This is a genomic window from Cypionkella sp., assembly GCF_028290025.1.
In the GTDB taxonomy this organism is placed as follows: Bacteria; Pseudomonadota; Alphaproteobacteria; order Rhodobacterales; family Rhodobacteraceae; genus Cypionkella.
Genome location: NZ_JAQGKQ010000021.1, coordinates 1 through 14,262, shown reverse-complemented (window position 1 = coordinate 14,262; position 14,262 = coordinate 1). Strand labels below are relative to the sequence as shown.

Below are 14,262 nucleotides of genomic sequence, written 5' to 3'. Positions count from 1 at the left end.
AATTTCACATTGGCGATAAATATCCCCGCCGGAGGCTCCCACCGCAGCCAACCCCCCCGCCGTCAGGCGTCGCGTTCAGGCTGCGCCACCCCATGACCGCCATCCTCCCCGCCAAATCGCTCGCCGACCGCCTCACCACCTTGTTCTGGCGCAAGCCCAACCTACTGCTTGCCCTGCTGATCACCCCGCCGCTGCTCTGGCTCGGCGTGATCTACCTTGGATCGCTCGCCGCCCTGCTCCTGCAATCCTTCTACTCCATCGACGAATTCTCCGGCATGGTCGTCCGCGAGTTCACCCTGAAAACCTACGGCGAACTGCTCCGCCCTCAAAACTACGACATCATCCTGCGCACCCTGCTGATGTCCGCCGCCGTCACCCTAGGCTCCGCCATCCTCGCGTTCCCCATCGCCTATTACGCCGCCCGCTACGCCAAAGGCCGCTGGAAAGCCGTGTTCTACCTTGGCATCATGCTGCCACTGTGGTCGTCTTACCTCGTCAAAGTCTACGCCTGGAAACTGATCCTCGCCAAAGAGGGCATCCTGACCTGGGCCGCCACCCAAACCCACACCAACTTCGTCCTCGACGCCGCCCTTGCGCTACCGGGAATAGGCGGCAACTCGCTCTCCACCAGCTACATCGGCATGTTCCTTGTCTTCACCTATGTCTGGCTGCCCTACATGATCCTGCCGATGCAGGCAGCCCTCGAACGCGTCCCCACCTCAATGCTTGAAGCCTCCCAAGACCTCGGCGCGACAAAGGCCCAAACCTTCCGCACCGTGATCCTACCGCTCGCGATGCCCGGAATAATCGCCGGCTCAATCTTCACCTTCTCGCTCACCATGGGCGATTACATCATCCCGCAAATCGTCGGCAACTCGGCCAATTTCATCGGCATGGCAGTCTACCAACTGCAGGGCACCGCCGGAAACACCCCCCTAGCCGCCGCCTTCGCGGTAATCCCCATCGTGATCATGCTGATCTACCTCAGCCTCGCCAAACGCGCCGGAGCTTTCGATGCCCTCTGACGCCAACCCCAACCGCACCCCCTTCGCCTTAAAAGCCGCCGCGACCGCGGTGCTGCTGTTCTTGCACCTGCCAATCCTGATCATCTTTCTCTACGCCTTCACCACCGAGGAACGCACCTACGCCTTCCCGCCCCCCGGCCTGACCCTGAAATGGTTCGCCGCCGCATGGGAGCGTGCCGATATCTGGCAAGCCCTCACCCTGTCGCTGCAAGTCGCCACCGCCGCGACCCTGCTCGCGATGATCCTCGGCACCCTGATTTCCGCCGCGATGGCGCAAGCCCGCTTCTTCGGACGTGAGCAAATATCCCTGTTGATAATCCTGCCCATCGCCCTCCCCGGCGTCATCACCGGCATGAGCCTGCGTTCCGCCTTCGGTCTAATGGATATCCCGTTCTCGACACTCACCATCATCCTAGGCCACGCCACCTTCTGCATCGTCATCGTCTACAACAACGCCGTCGCCCGCTTCCGCCGCTTGTCGGGCGGCATCCTAGAGGCATCGGCCGACCTCGGCGCCAACGCCTTCCAAACCTTTCGCCACATATTGCTCCCGAACCTCGGCACAGCCCTGCTGGCCGGAGGAATGCTAGCCTTTGCGCTGTCGTTTGACGAAGTCATCGTCACCACCTTCACCGCAGGCCAACAAGCCACCCTGCCGATCTGGATGCTGGAGGAATTAATCCGCCCGCGCCAACGCCCCGTCACCAATGTCGTCGCCATGATAGTCTTCGCCGCGACGTTCTTCCCAATCCTGCTGGCCTACTACCTGACCCGCAACGGGTCTGAGACCGCAGGCTCCGGCAAATAACCCCGCCGCAATTACGCCGAAAAGATCAGATATTCCGCTTCGGTGGCCAAATTTACCTCTGTAGTTTGGTCAAAGTGCTGATGCCGCAACCCCCTAACAGGGTAAGCGGCATCAGCACGCCTTACTTGGATCACCTGCAACTTCCGGCCCAACCTCACGCAAAATAATCTCGCAAAACCCGCGTGTAGATGGCTTTCAGCGCATGGATTTGTGCCACCTCGACCCGCTCATCGACCTGATGCATGGTGCGGCCGACCAAACCAAACTCCACCACCGGGCAGTGATCCTTGATAAACCGCGCATCCGAGGTGCCGCCACTGGTCGAATACTCCGGCACCCGCCCGGTTTCCGCCTGTACGGCTTTCGCCACCAAAGCCGAGAAATCTCCCGGCGGTGTCAGAAAACTTTCGCCCGAGATCGTCACCCGCAGCGCAATCTCTACCCCCGTCTCCGCCTGCACCGCACTTGCATGGCCCTGCAACCACGCGGTCAATGACGCCCCCGAATGACTGTCATTAAACCGGATGTTCACCGTGGCCGTCCCCCGCGCCGGGATCACGTTTGTCGCCTTGTTGCCGCAATCAATTGTGGTGATCGCCAAGGTCGAGGCATCAAAATGCGCCGTCCCCTGATCTAAAGGCTCCGCCTCCAGCCGCGCCATCAGCGCCACCAAGGCGCTCATCGGGTTCTTGGCACGATGCGGATAGGCCGAATGACCTTGCACGCCAACGGCGGTGAAATAGCAGGTCATGCTGCCGCGCCGTCCGATCTTCATCATATCGCCTAGCTCGTTCGGACACGTCGGCTCGCCCACCAAGCAATGCGTCATCCGCTCGCCATGGCTTGCCATCCAGTCCAGCAGGGCCACCGTGCCATCGACAGCGTCGGCCTCCTCATCGCCGGTAATCGCCAAAATCACCGCGCCATCGGGGGGCGTTTGCCGCACGAAATCCACCGCCGCCGCCGCAAACGCAGCCACTCCGGATTTCATATCGGTAGCACCCCGACCGTACATCCAGCCATCGACAACTTCCGCGCCGAACGGGTCTTTGGTCCAAGCCGCGAGATCGCCCACCGGCACCACATCGGTATGTCCGTTGAACCCAAACGATTTATTCGCCCCCGCCACACCCCAGCGCGCATAAAGGTTCGCAATGCCACCGCGATCCACCCGGGTGCAGGCAAAGCCCGCAGCTTCCAACACTTTCGAAAGCAGCACCAACGCGCCACCCTCATCAGGCGTCACCGAAGCACAGCGGATCAGATCAGCCGTCAGTTTTTCCGGATCAACCGGTGCATAAACAACCATGACGGGAGCCTTCTCGCTGAAATTTCATGCCGCTTCGGGATACCGCCTTGCCCGAACCAATGCAACGCCAGCAAATCTGTGGCCGCACCGCCACCATCTTGCTCGCCCGCACCCGCCGGCTCAAAATAAAATGGCCGCGCGACCTCAATCCGCCTTACCCTAACGTCAATACCATGTGCTGGGGCCAACGAGCCCTTAAAGCGGCAACGCGCAGCGCAATGGCAACCGAGGCAAAATGATAACGGGCGGCTTGCGAACCCCGACGAAACCGACAGCTTCCCCGATATCCTCGGGTCAATCAGCCATGCCGATGCCGCCACCCCCGCAGCAAGGTTGGGTGGCGCTGTCCGATCGCGGCCTTCTTAACCCTGCGGTCCCCGATGCTCTGCTGCACCACGGCCTGTTCGTGATGGAACTCGCCTTGCCGCTGGAAAACGTCAGCCTCTTGCTGGACTATCAAGCCAACGTCGGGTGGCCGCGCACTTCGCGATCTTCCACGACCGCGACACAGGCATAATTCTGCTGCACCGCCAAGGCAGCGCTGTCGCCCGCCACGTGCTGCCCGGCCCGTTGCCGCAAGGCCGTGGCACCGCCCGCCTGTCGTTCCAGTTCGACGCACCCGCCCGGCAATGGAGCCTGTCGTTTGAAATCTTGGCCAGCGAGCACCCCCTGAAAATCACCGCGCATGGCTGCAATCCGCTGCCGATTCCGCTGTCCGATCTGCAATCCCTCTGCACCCAGCCGCGTCCCAGCGCGGTGCTATGGCTTGGCTTTACCGAAGGCGCAGCTCCGCCCAACGCCGCGCCTTGGATCGGCCTGCGCACTACGATTGAAACCAGCCTTGGCCCGGTGCTTGCAGGCCATCTGAAACCGGGCGACATTCTGCTCACCCAAGATCGCGGCCCGATCCCGCTGCGAGCCGCCCAGCGCCTCGCCCTTCCGGCCCGAGGCAGTTTCGCGCCCGTCCTGCTGCGTGCGCCGTTCTTCGGCCACACCCAAGACCTGCTGGTGTCCGCCGATCAGTTGCTGGCGATCGGTGGCCACGAGGTTGAATACCTGTTCGGCACCGATGCCGTCCTGATGCCCGCCGGTAGCGTAACAGATGGCCGCACCGCACTGTCAGACCAGCGCCGCGCCATCACCGGATCGGTCGCTCTAGACCTCGGCTCCCCCGCCCTCATCGAAACGAACGGCTGCCTGCTTGCCATCGGCCACGACCAGACCTGCGATTCGCCGTTGCGCTGCCTGCAGACCTACGAGGTGCTTACGCTGATGACCTTGCTTGGCCGCACACCCCGCCGCGCCGCCTGAATAAGCCGCATCCAGCGTCAGCCAACGTGCCAGCCAGCAGCGTATCAGATTTTGAGCGCTACGCTTGCGGGGCGGTAAAACAGCAAAAGCCCTTTGACGCTACGGACTTCAACGCTGTTTGTGGTATCGGCACGCGGGCGACCGCCGCCCTTCGCCTTGACGCTCCGCGTGTTGCACAAAACATGGCGGGCGGTTTTCAGTAAAATCCGGTACGGCATCACTACCTGCTTAAAAACTGGTTGCACACCTAAGCGAAGCAACATGAAAATACGGCGGCAATATGGCGACTTTTGCAGTGTCGCCAGAATTAAACATAAACCGCTCATAAATAGGGCAGTTTTCAGGCTAAATCCTTGAAATCATTCAATCAAAAAATGGCGTCATCTGGGCCACCACGACCGAGTTCTCGGCCAAAGCCCGCGCCATCAGCGCGCGTTCCTCGTCGTCAACCTCGTCCCCTGCCGCCAACCGTTCATCCAGCGTGCCGTAGCCCGACACATCCAACGGCGCGAGATCGGCCTGCTTCAAAATCGCCACGGTTTCGCGCACCGCTTCGGCCTCATCAATCCCACTGGCATAGCACATCAGCGCCGCGCCAGTCGATTTCTCGGGCAAACCATCACCCGGCTTGCGGCCAACTTCGACGGCGAGAGTGTAAACCTGCTGCGGGCGTTTGGTAACTTCGGTCATCGGCTTACCTCTGGCGGCCAAGGATTTGGCGGAAACGGGATTGCCCCTTCTACGCGCAACGCATGGCAGAGAAAACCCTTGCCAGACCGCAGCAAACCCGGCGGAAATGTGACCGAAAACTGCCCGGTTCAGCGCGGCACCAACCCCGGCCCGACCACCTTCATACCATGCGCCGCAAATACCTCCGCCATCTGTTGCGGTGTGGGCGAAGTCATAGCGCTCGCGATATGGAAAAAATCCTCCATCTGCCCCGCCGGAAAGAACGTCACCAGCATCCGCCCCGTCTCGGTGGTATTGGCAAACGCGTGCGGCACCCCACGCGGAGCAAGCAGCGAATCCCCCGGTTTCAGGTGATGCATTGTCTCGCCCACGCGAATATCGAAAGCGCCCTCGCGCACGAAAAACCACTCGTCCTGATCGGGATGGATGTGCAACGGCGGCCCACCACGCAGCTTGCGATTGGTATCGACACTGCAGGCGGCGCCGCTGGTATCCTTGCCCGACAGCACCACGTTGAACCAAGCATCCAGAAATGCAAACGGAGTGCCGAAGCGATCGGTTTCAGCGGCAACCAACACCCCCGCAACAGCGGGAGGCGCTATATTATCAGTAAGCAAATCGCTCATCATATGCGACCTCACCGGGGCTAGGTTGCGCAATTATAGCACAACAACCGCTGCCGGTATATCGCGGCTTGGTTCCAGCCCGAGCTTCGCCTTAGTCCCGCAGCAATTCGTTGATCGAAGTCTTGCTGCGGGTCTTGGCATCGACTTTCTTCACAATCACCGCGCAATACAGGTTCACGCCATTCTTCGACGGCATCGAACCCGCCACCACAACCGAACCCGCAGGCACTTCGCCATACATCACAGCCCCGGTTTCCCGATCAACGATCTTTGTCGATTGGCCGATAAACACACCCATTCCCAAAACCGAGCCTTCGCGGATAATGCAGCCCTCAACCACTTCAGATCGCGCCCCGATAAAGCAGTTGTCCTCAATGATCGTCGGCCCAGCCTGCATCGGCTCCAACACGCCACCAATGCCCACGCCACCCGACAGATGCACATGCTTGCCGATCTGCGCACACGATCCAACTGTCGCCCAACCGTCAACCATCGAGCCTTCATCGACAAACGCCCCGACGTTGACGAAAGACGGCATCAGAACCACACCTTTGCCGATGTAAGCCGAGCGCCGCACAATTGACCCCGGCACAGCGCGGAAGCCAGCCTTGCGCCAGTCAGCCTCGGTCCAGCCCTGAAACTTCGATGGAACCTTGTCCCACCAGTTAGAGCCGCCATTGCCGCCCGAGACCTCAGACATATCGGTCAGCCGGAACGACATCAGCACGGCTTTTTTCGCCCATTGGTTGACGTGCCAATCGTTGCCACGCTTCTCCGCCACCCGCAACGCGCCTGTATCCAGCGCCGTCAAAGTGGCTTCAATGGCGTCCCGCGCAGCACCTTTGGTGGTGGTCGAGATGCTTTCCCGGTCCTCCCAAGCAGCGTCAATCGCAGTCTCCAGCGCAGCATAGGTCATCACAACTCTCCCCAAAAGCGTTGCAGCCCTATAACGGCCACGGCCTCGCCATGCAATCGCTTGGGGTAGCGCGCGCCAGATGGCTTGAGCACGGCACCGCCGCGCAACCGACCCGCGACCCGTTTCCTGCTTATTGTGAGGGGCTTGAGGCTGACCCGCATGAAACGGGTCGCCGTTACGCGCGCTCAGACTGTAGTTCGCCGTCATGCAATAGAAAGGCATGACTATGGAACTTAAAGGCAAAACTATCCCGATTACCGGGGCAAGCAGCGGCATAGGCGAGGCCGCCGCTATGCTGTTCGCAGCAGAGGGTGCAAATCTTGTGTTAGGCGCCCGCCGCGCGACCGAATTGCAGCAAGTGGTCGATGCAATCACTCAGCAGGGCGGGCGCGCCATCAGCCTTGCCGGCAATGTCACCGACGAAGCCTATGCGGTGTCCTTAGTCGAATTGGCCGAAACCCACTTCGGGCATCTAGACGGAGCCTTCAACAACGCCGGGATCGTCGGTGACATGGGGCCAGTCGCCGTAATGGAAGCCTCAAACTGGCACAACGTCCTCGCGACTAACCTCACCGCCGCATTCTACGCCGCTAAAGCGCAGCTGCCCGCGCTGAGCAGAAACGGAGGCGGTGCCTTGGTGTTCACCGCAACCTTCGTCGGTTTCAGCAATGGCGGCTTGCCCGGAATGGCCGCCTATGCCGCGTCAAAAGCGGGGTTGCTGGGCTTAGTGCAATCTTTGGCCTCGGATCACGCCGCAGCAGGCATCCGAGTCAACGCCATCCTGCCCGGCGGCACTAAAACCGCATTGGCAGGCGAAGATACCGCCACCCACGACTTCATCGCGGGCCTGCATCCGATGAAGCGCATGGCTACCCCGACCGAGATCGCACAAGCCGCATTGTTCCTGCTCTCAGACCGCGCCAGCTTCGTAACCGGCTCGGCAATGGCGGTTGACGGCGGCATGGCAGTGCGCCTGCTGTAAAGCTCCGTTGCGTTTCAGATGTCGCTGGCGCAGCCTTGCCCAGCGGCATCTCAGACCTGCTTTTGCGAAACCAAGTGCACTACCGCAAAAGCTAATATTGCCTTAATTTCAAAACGTAGCCTTGATTTTAAACAATTTTATTAGCGTCCACACGTGGGCACGCAAAATAGGCGCCCTTCCAAACCCTCACAAAATCAACTACCCCTCCCCACAACAGCCCCAATCAAGGCCACCCCGATGTCCGAAGAATCCCGCCCCAACCCCTTACGCGACTCCGTCCAGGATGTAGCCGCCACCAACCGAATTCCCGACACCCCCCAAACCCGTGCCCCCGCCTACAGGCTTGCCTTCGCTGACCAAGATTTCCTGACCCGCGAAGAACTCCGCCCCGTCCGCCTGCAACTGGAACTCTTGAAACCCCAGTTGATCCTCGATGAACTCGGCATCAAATCTACCGTCGTCCTCTTCGGCGGTGCCCGTATCCCCGACCCCGTCCACGCCGCCACCGCGAAGACGCCGATGCTGGCCGACCTCACCAAATACTACACCGAGGCCCGCACTTTCGCCCGCCTGATTACTGAACGCAGCCTGCAAAGCTACGGGCATGAAAACGTCATCTGCACCGGAGGCGGGCCGGGCGTGATGGAGGCAGGGAACCGTGGTGCCGACGATGCGGGAGGCCAGTCGATCGGGCTGAACATCGTGCTGCCGCACGAGCAGGCTCCGAACCAATATGTGACGCCGGATTTGTCGTTCAACTTCCATTACTTTGCGATCCGGAAGATGCATTTCCTGATGCGGGCGCGGGCGATTTGTGTGTTTCCGGGCGGGTTTGGCACGCTGGATGAGATGTTTGAAAGCCTGACTTTGATCCAGACCGGTCGGATGAAGCCCATCCCGTTCCTTCTGTTTGGCCGCGCGTTTTGGGAGCGGTTGATCGACTGGGAAATGCTCGCCGAGGCGGGGGTGATCTCGGCTGCGGATTTGAAGCTGTTTGAGTTTGTCGAGACGGCCGAAGAAGCCGTGGCGGCTATGGATGCTTGGGGTCAGGAATAGGGGAGTTTGGATGTGTCCACGCATGGACAAAACGCTGCTTATTATATTTCAATGGGTTAAGCTGCCTTCGTTATTGGATCTTTAATACTTTGGCTATTTTTCGCAGCATGACAAAAATTGAAAAAGGGTGCTCAGTGGGCTTAAAAATGGCGCAACAAAGGGCAGCGCCTGAGCGCCGGGTGGGCGCTGCTACGTCAGTTCTACGCACATTCTGCCTCAACCAATGCCGCAGAAGTTCCAAGCGGCACGGCACACAAGCGGCGGGCGCATTCGCGCCTTGATTGCGGGCGGTGGGCTTTGCTGGGCAGGGTGACTATTAGTCTATAAGGATCACTTAGCCAAACCCGGCAGCAAGATTGAGACCAGAGGCATCCGGCGCATTTGACCGGAAGCGTCGGGGTCGTGGTATTTGTGCGGCACGCCGTTTAGCTCCCGTAGACGCGCGCAATAAGCGACGCGATCGGCATCCAAGGTGGCGGCCCAGGCCAAGGCTTTTTGGGAGCGAAACGTGGGGGTTCTCGGACAAAACGGGCCTTCCCAACCAATCCGCGGCGGAGTCGGATCTTGAGTACCTTGAATGATGGGGCAGGATGCACGCTAGGAGACAGCGAGTCAGCGCGATTTCGATGCCACTTTGAGCTGCGCGCATGGCGACGCCAACCAAGCTGCGCGTGGCACAGTCGGTATCGGAATGACTTGCGGACATCGAGGGAGAACCCGACGTTCTATCCGGACCTTATGCCGAGATCACGGCCCTCGATGCGCCTCGCGCGGATGGCTTTGCTCTGCAGGTCGGCTCCTTGGTTTCGGATGGGTGGCCGAGGATGTTCGGGCTGCCCGATGCGTTACGACAGATTAAGTCGCCGCTTGCCACTTTGCGCAGCGACGCAGCGCGGCTATACTAGGCAAATGATGCGCGCCTTGATCATTTTCATTGGAATTTGCCTTGCCAGCCCGGCGGCGGCGGAATTTGCTGTGTGCAACCAGAGCTTTGACGTGGTGAACGTCGCGATTGGGCAGGATGTTGAGGGTGACTTTCAGACCGAAGGCTGGTGGACGATTGGCCCGAACCAATGCGCCAACGTCATCAAGGAAGAACTGAGCAGCCGTTATATTTACCTTTATGCGCAAGACGTGTTTGGTCAGCCGATTATGAACGGCACTACGCAGATGTGTGTCTCACCGCGTAAGTTTTCCATTCGCGGGATTTCGGAATGTTGGTCTAGGGGGGATATTTCGGCGGGGTTTATTGAGGTCGATACGCTGAAGACTCAGCGATGGACGTTGTTTCTGGCGGCCACGCAGTAGGGTGCATTCTGCCCCCTCGGCTTCGCCTCACCCCCGGAGGATATTTGAGCAGAGAGGATGACAATTTTAGCTAAGTTTTATTGATTTTGGCCAGCTAGCCAGTTGGGTTTTGCTGCGTTAGGTTGGCGGCGTTCATCTACGATATTTTAGTTTTTTCCAACAAGGTTGGCATGGAAATCGACCCCCGATTCAAGGCGGCGCGGGCGCGGTCAGCGCAGCGGCGGCGCAATGCCGTGGCGGTGCCTGTGGTGCTTTGGGTTGCGGGATTGCTGGCTTTGTGCGGCGTGGCGGTGGCTCTGTATCTGGGCGGGGTGGTGACGGTTGGCACGCCGGATGATCCTCTGGAGGTGGCGGATGACGCTGCCCCCGCCGCCTATGTCTCAGCTTTTGTTGATCTGGCCGGCGATCCGATGGTGTTGCGCTTCGATACCGGGGCGGCGCAGAAAACACGTAAAGTACTGCGACCGATAGATATTCCGGCAGACCGGGTGAGCAACGATCTGTCGCTGCTGACCGATGATCTGATCACTGGGGAGGAAAGGCTGATCACCACCCTCCCGTCAAGTCGTGAGGATTTCGCCTATTTTCAGGCGCAGCGGTCTGCGCCCACCGTGGTGCCAAAGCCGCAAGCCCCGGCTGAACAGCCCGCCGAAACCGTGGTTGTCGCGGACGGCGAGGCGAGTTGGGGTGAGAATATGGACGGCTCTACTACGCCCGAAACCTACGTCAAAACCCGCATTGAGAACACCACCAGCGTTAATTTTATCCTGCCAGAAACGCAGCGCAAGCCGCCCTATCAGGATACGTTTCTGCGGCTGAAGGACACCACCGATCTGACCGGGCTGATGGTGGCGAATGGCATGGAGGCGGCGGCGGCGAAGCGATTTGCCGATGCGGCTGTGCTATTAGTGCCGGAATTTGGCAGCCTTGGGCCGGGGAAAATTCTGGCGATGCGGGCGGCCAATCGGTCTGGTGTGATGGTGCCGGTGCAGGCTTCGCTTTACACCAAGACCGACTATTTCGGCTCGGTCGCGCTGAATGATACGGGCACAGTGGTCAGCTCCGCCGATCCGTGGGTCGAGGAAGATCTGTTCAGCTTTGCTGGCGATCAGGTGGCGGCGGATGTCGATACCAGCCGGAAATACCGGATGCTCGATGCGTTCTATTCTGCAGCGATCCGCAACGGTGTGCCGTCTGCCGTGGTTGCCGAAACCATCGTGATGATGAGCCAAGCCTTTGATATGGATAGCTTCGCGGCACCGGGCGATAAGATGACGTTGCTGTATTCACGCGATGCGGGCACGGAGGGGTCCGGCCCCGGTCAGGTGCTTTATGCCGCGATCAAGGGTGAGGGCAAGGTGCTGGAATGTCACGTCTACAAGCCTGCAGGGAAAGAAGACTATAGCTGTTTTGGCCCGGGAACCAGTTCTGGCGGCGGTGCAGCGGGTGGGGGTGTAAGCTTGCGGGCAGGATTTGTGACGCCCGCGAAAGGGGTTTTAACTTCACGGTTCGGCCCCCGAATGCACCCGATCTTGAAGGTGCTGAAGCTGCATAAGGGCACTGATTGGGCGGCTCCGGTTGGCACTCCGGTGATGGCGGCGTTTGGTGGCAGTATTCTGTCGGCGGGCGATGGCGGCACTTATGGCAACCTGATCAAGATCACCCATCCCGGCAATCTGGAAACCCGCTATGCGCATCTGAGCGCGTTTGCCGAGGGCATCAAAGCCGGGGTTGTGGTTACCGCTGGCCAGTTGATCGGTTATATTGGCACCACCGGGCAATCGACCGGGCCGCATCTGCATTTTGAATTGTACGAGAACGGTGAGGCGGTTGATCCGCTGGTTGGTGGGGTGACTGTGGTGGCGGAAGGCGGCGGTTCGGCGGTGGAGATTCTGGTGGATCAGATCATCCGCGTTGAATCGGGCGGTAAGGCCGACGCGAAGAACCCGCTGTCGTCGGCGACTGGCTTGGGGCAGTTTATTGAGAGCACATGGGTCAGGATGATGGCCCAATATCGGCCGGATTTGGCGAGCACAATGGACCGCGCCAGCCTGCTGGCTTTGCGCAACGACCCCACGATCAGCCGCGAAATGGTCACGGCTTTGGCGCGCGAAGGCGAAAGCTATCTGCGGGCGCGCGGGCATGAAATTACGGCGGGGCGGCTCTATCTGTGCCATTTCCTTGGGGCCGAGGGCGCGAATATGGTGCTGAGCGCGACGGATGATCAGTTTGTCGTCGATGTGATGGGCGGCGGCGTGATCAAAGCCAACCCGTTCCTCGCGGGCCGCACGATTGGGTATGTCAAGGAATGGGCTGAGCTGAAAATGGGCCGGAAGGGCGGTGGCTCGCTGCCCGCTGTGGCTGCAACTCCGCCCGAGGTTTTGGCCTATCAGAAGATCATCGCGGGGCTTTTGGGCACGCCAATTTAGGCGGGCAATAGCTCGGGGGCGTGCAAGCACAAACCTACCGAAAGGTCGTGTGCTTGCGCGCATCATTATAGGTTAATTAAATTCGTAACCAATTTTGCCGTCTTTCATCACAATCTCCACGGTTTTCATCTCGGTCTGGGACACCATCCGCGACAAAACTTCACGGCTCAGGTCGGGCAAAATCGTGTTGGTGATGATGTTATCGACCATGCGGCCACCCGAATCCGGGTCTTTGCACTGCTCGACGATATAGGCCATCACCTCAGGCGAGACCGTCATCACTGCGCCATGGTTTTCCTTCATTCGGCGGACAATCGCCTTTAATTTCAGCTTCACAATGCCCGCCAGAACATCGGTAGACAGCGGGAAATACGGGATCGTTACGATGCGGCCCAGCAGGGCGGGCGGGAACACGCGGGTCAGGTAGGGCTTCATCGCCTCGGTCAAATCTTCGACCGCTGGCTTGGTTTCGCCCTTCTCGGCCATATCCATAATCACCTCGGTGCCAACGTTAGAAGTCAACAAAATCAAGGTGTTCTTGAAGTTGATCGGGCGGCCCGAGCCATCTTCCATGATGCCCTTGTCGAAGACTTGGAAGAACAACTCATGCACGTCAGAGTGCGCCTTTTCGATCTCATCCAGCAGCACCACCGAATGCGGTTTGCGCCGCACCGCCTCGGTCAGCCGCCCGCCCTCGCCATAGCCGACATAGCCGGGAGGCGCGCCTTTCAGCAGCGAAACCGTATGCGCTTCTTGGAATTCGCTCATGTTAATGGTGATGATATTCTGCTCACCGCCATAAACCGCCTCGGCCAAAGCCAGCGCGGTTTCGGTTTTGCCCACGCCCGACGGCCCGCAGAGCATGAACACGCCAATCGGTTTGTTCGGGTTCGATAGCTTGGCGGATGAGGTTTCGATCCGCTTGGCGATTATCTCTAGCCCGTGATCCTGCCCGATCACCCGTTCTTTCAGACGGTCCCCCAAGGTCAGGATCATCTGCAATTCGTCCGAAACCATCCGCCCGGCGGGAATCCCGGTCCAATCCGAGATGATTGAGGCTACCGATTGCTCGTCAACATGACTGTAAACCATCCGATCATCCGGCTTGGTTTCCTCCAGCCCGGTCATTTTGCCCGCAAGCTGACCACGCAACGCCACGGTATCGGCGCCGTCTTCGGTGAGTGAGGCGCGCAGGGCCAAAATCTCATCGACCATCGTCTTTTCGCCGGTATACATCGCCTCGGTGACGGCCAGTTCGGCCTCTGCCACCGCCTGTTCGGCCTGCGCTTCCTTGATGCGGTCTTCGTTAACCTCACCCAGATCGCGCTGCGATTCCTTGGCGGCGATTTCTGAGATCAGGGCCTGAATTTTCACCCGCAGATCTTGCACTTTGGCCGGCGTGGTCGATTGGCTGATCGCCACCCGAGCGCAGGCGGTATCGAGTAGGGAAACCGCCTTGTCGGGCAGTTGCCGGGACGGGATATACCGCGCCGAAAGGTTAACGGCGGCGACCACGGCCTCATCGGAAATTCGGACGCCGTGGTGCTTTTCCATCGGCGCAAGTATACCGCGCAGCATGTAACAGGCGCGGTCAATCGAGGGCTCGTCGATGGTGATCGGCTGGAAGCGCCGGGTCATCGCCGGGTCTTTCTCAAAGTATTTCGCATACTCCATCCATGTCGTCGCCCCCACCGTGCGCAGGGTTCCCCTCGCCAAAGCAGGCTTCAGAAGGTTGGCCGCATCGCCGGTGCCAGCCGCACCGCCAGCCCCCATAAGCGTATGAATCTCATCAATAAACAGGA

14 protein-coding genes are annotated in these 14,262 nt (G+C 59.7%); 8 read left to right on the top strand and 6 right to left on the bottom strand.

Features of this window, described 5'->3' with window-relative positions; genetic code table 11:
* Positions 1 to 92: 92 nt before the first annotated feature.
* On the top strand, positions 93 to 1,025 hold the full coding sequence (locus JWS10_RS02710; protein ID WP_299504516.1) for an ABC transporter permease: 933 nt from the start codon (positions 93 to 95) through the stop codon (positions 1,023 to 1,025).
* Positions 1,015 to 1,833, top strand: coding sequence for an ABC transporter permease (locus tag JWS10_RS02705; protein ID WP_299483036.1), 819 nt, complete (start codon positions 1,015 to 1,017; stop codon positions 1,831 to 1,833). Before JWS10_RS02710 ends, JWS10_RS02705 begins: the two co-directional genes overlap by 11 nt.
* Positions 1,834 to 1,987: 154 nt before the next feature.
* Here JWS10_RS02705 and dapE read toward each other — a convergent pair whose 3' ends face one another.
* Complete coding sequence (dapE, locus tag JWS10_RS02700; RefSeq protein ID WP_299504513.1) at positions 1,988 to 3,142, bottom strand: succinyl-diaminopimelate desuccinylase; 1,155 nt, start codon at positions 3,140 to 3,142, stop codon at positions 1,988 to 1,990.
* 310 nt (positions 3,143 to 3,452) lie between these two features.
* Here dapE and JWS10_RS02695 point away from each other — a divergent pair, with 310 nt between their 5' ends.
* Both JWS10_RS02695 and JWS10_RS02690 read left to right on the top strand, forming a co-directional pair.
* Entirely contained in the window at positions 3,453 to 3,659 is a 207-nt protein-coding gene (locus JWS10_RS02695) for a hypothetical protein (protein WP_299504511.1), read from the top strand.
* Positions 3,614 to 4,453 carry a Hint domain-containing protein gene (locus JWS10_RS02690; RefSeq protein WP_299504509.1) on the top strand — a complete coding sequence of 280 codons (840 nt, stop codon included), beginning with the start codon at positions 3,614 to 3,616 and terminating at the stop codon, positions 4,451 to 4,453. The genes JWS10_RS02695 and JWS10_RS02690 overlap by 46 nt, the downstream gene beginning before the upstream one ends.
* Before the next feature lie 44 nt (positions 4,454 to 4,497).
* Here the strand turns inward: JWS10_RS02690 and JWS10_RS02685 are convergent, their stop codons facing one another.
* The 4 genes from JWS10_RS02685 to dapD all read right to left on the bottom strand — a co-directional run bounded on the left by JWS10_RS02685 (position 4,498) and on the right by dapD (position 6,685).
* Positions 4,498 to 4,671 carry a hypothetical protein gene (locus tag JWS10_RS02685; protein ID WP_299504507.1) on the bottom strand — a complete coding sequence of 58 codons (174 nt, stop codon included), beginning with the start codon at positions 4,669 to 4,671 and terminating at the stop codon, positions 4,498 to 4,500.
* Positions 4,672 to 4,816: 145 nt separating this feature from the next.
* Complete coding sequence (locus JWS10_RS02680; protein WP_299483042.1) at positions 4,817 to 5,143, bottom strand: hypothetical protein; 327 nt, start codon at positions 5,141 to 5,143, stop codon at positions 4,817 to 4,819.
* Between the two features lie 128 nt (positions 5,144 to 5,271).
* Positions 5,272 to 5,769, bottom strand: coding sequence for a cupin domain-containing protein (locus tag JWS10_RS02675; RefSeq protein WP_299504505.1), 498 nt, complete (start codon positions 5,767 to 5,769; stop codon positions 5,272 to 5,274).
* A 91-nt stretch (positions 5,770 to 5,860) separates the two neighbouring features.
* Positions 5,861 to 6,685: a 2,3,4,5-tetrahydropyridine-2,6-dicarboxylate N-succinyltransferase gene (gene dapD, locus JWS10_RS02670; protein ID WP_299504503.1), complete on the bottom strand. Its 825-nt coding sequence runs from the start codon at positions 6,683 to 6,685 to the stop codon at positions 5,861 to 5,863.
* Between the two features lie 226 nt (positions 6,686 to 6,911).
* On the opposite strand from dapD, the gene JWS10_RS02665 reads away from it, so the two are divergent.
* The 4 genes from JWS10_RS02665 to JWS10_RS02650 all read left to right on the top strand — a co-directional run bounded on the left by JWS10_RS02665 (position 6,912) and on the right by JWS10_RS02650 (position 12,460).
* Positions 6,912 to 7,667, top strand: a complete 756-nt coding sequence (locus tag JWS10_RS02665) for an SDR family oxidoreductase (RefSeq protein ID WP_299504569.1) — start codon at positions 6,912 to 6,914, stop codon at positions 7,665 to 7,667.
* Between the two features lie 237 nt (positions 7,668 to 7,904).
* On the top strand, positions 7,905 to 8,723 hold the full coding sequence (locus JWS10_RS02660; protein ID WP_299504501.1) for a TIGR00730 family Rossman fold protein: 819 nt from the start codon (positions 7,905 to 7,907) through the stop codon (positions 8,721 to 8,723).
* Between the two features lie 912 nt (positions 8,724 to 9,635).
* Positions 9,636 to 10,031, top strand: a complete 396-nt coding sequence (locus tag JWS10_RS02655) for a DUF1036 domain-containing protein (RefSeq protein ID WP_299483052.1) — start codon at positions 9,636 to 9,638, stop codon at positions 10,029 to 10,031.
* A 170-nt stretch (positions 10,032 to 10,201) separates the two neighbouring features.
* Positions 10,202 to 12,460, top strand: coding sequence for a peptidoglycan DD-metalloendopeptidase family protein (locus JWS10_RS02650; protein WP_299504499.1), 2,259 nt, complete (start codon positions 10,202 to 10,204; stop codon positions 12,458 to 12,460).
* Between the two features lie 72 nt (positions 12,461 to 12,532).
* Here the strand turns inward: JWS10_RS02650 and JWS10_RS02645 are convergent.
* The coding region (locus JWS10_RS02645) for an AAA family ATPase (RefSeq protein WP_299504497.1) at positions 12,533 to 14,262 on the bottom strand (1,730 nt) is incomplete at its 5' end.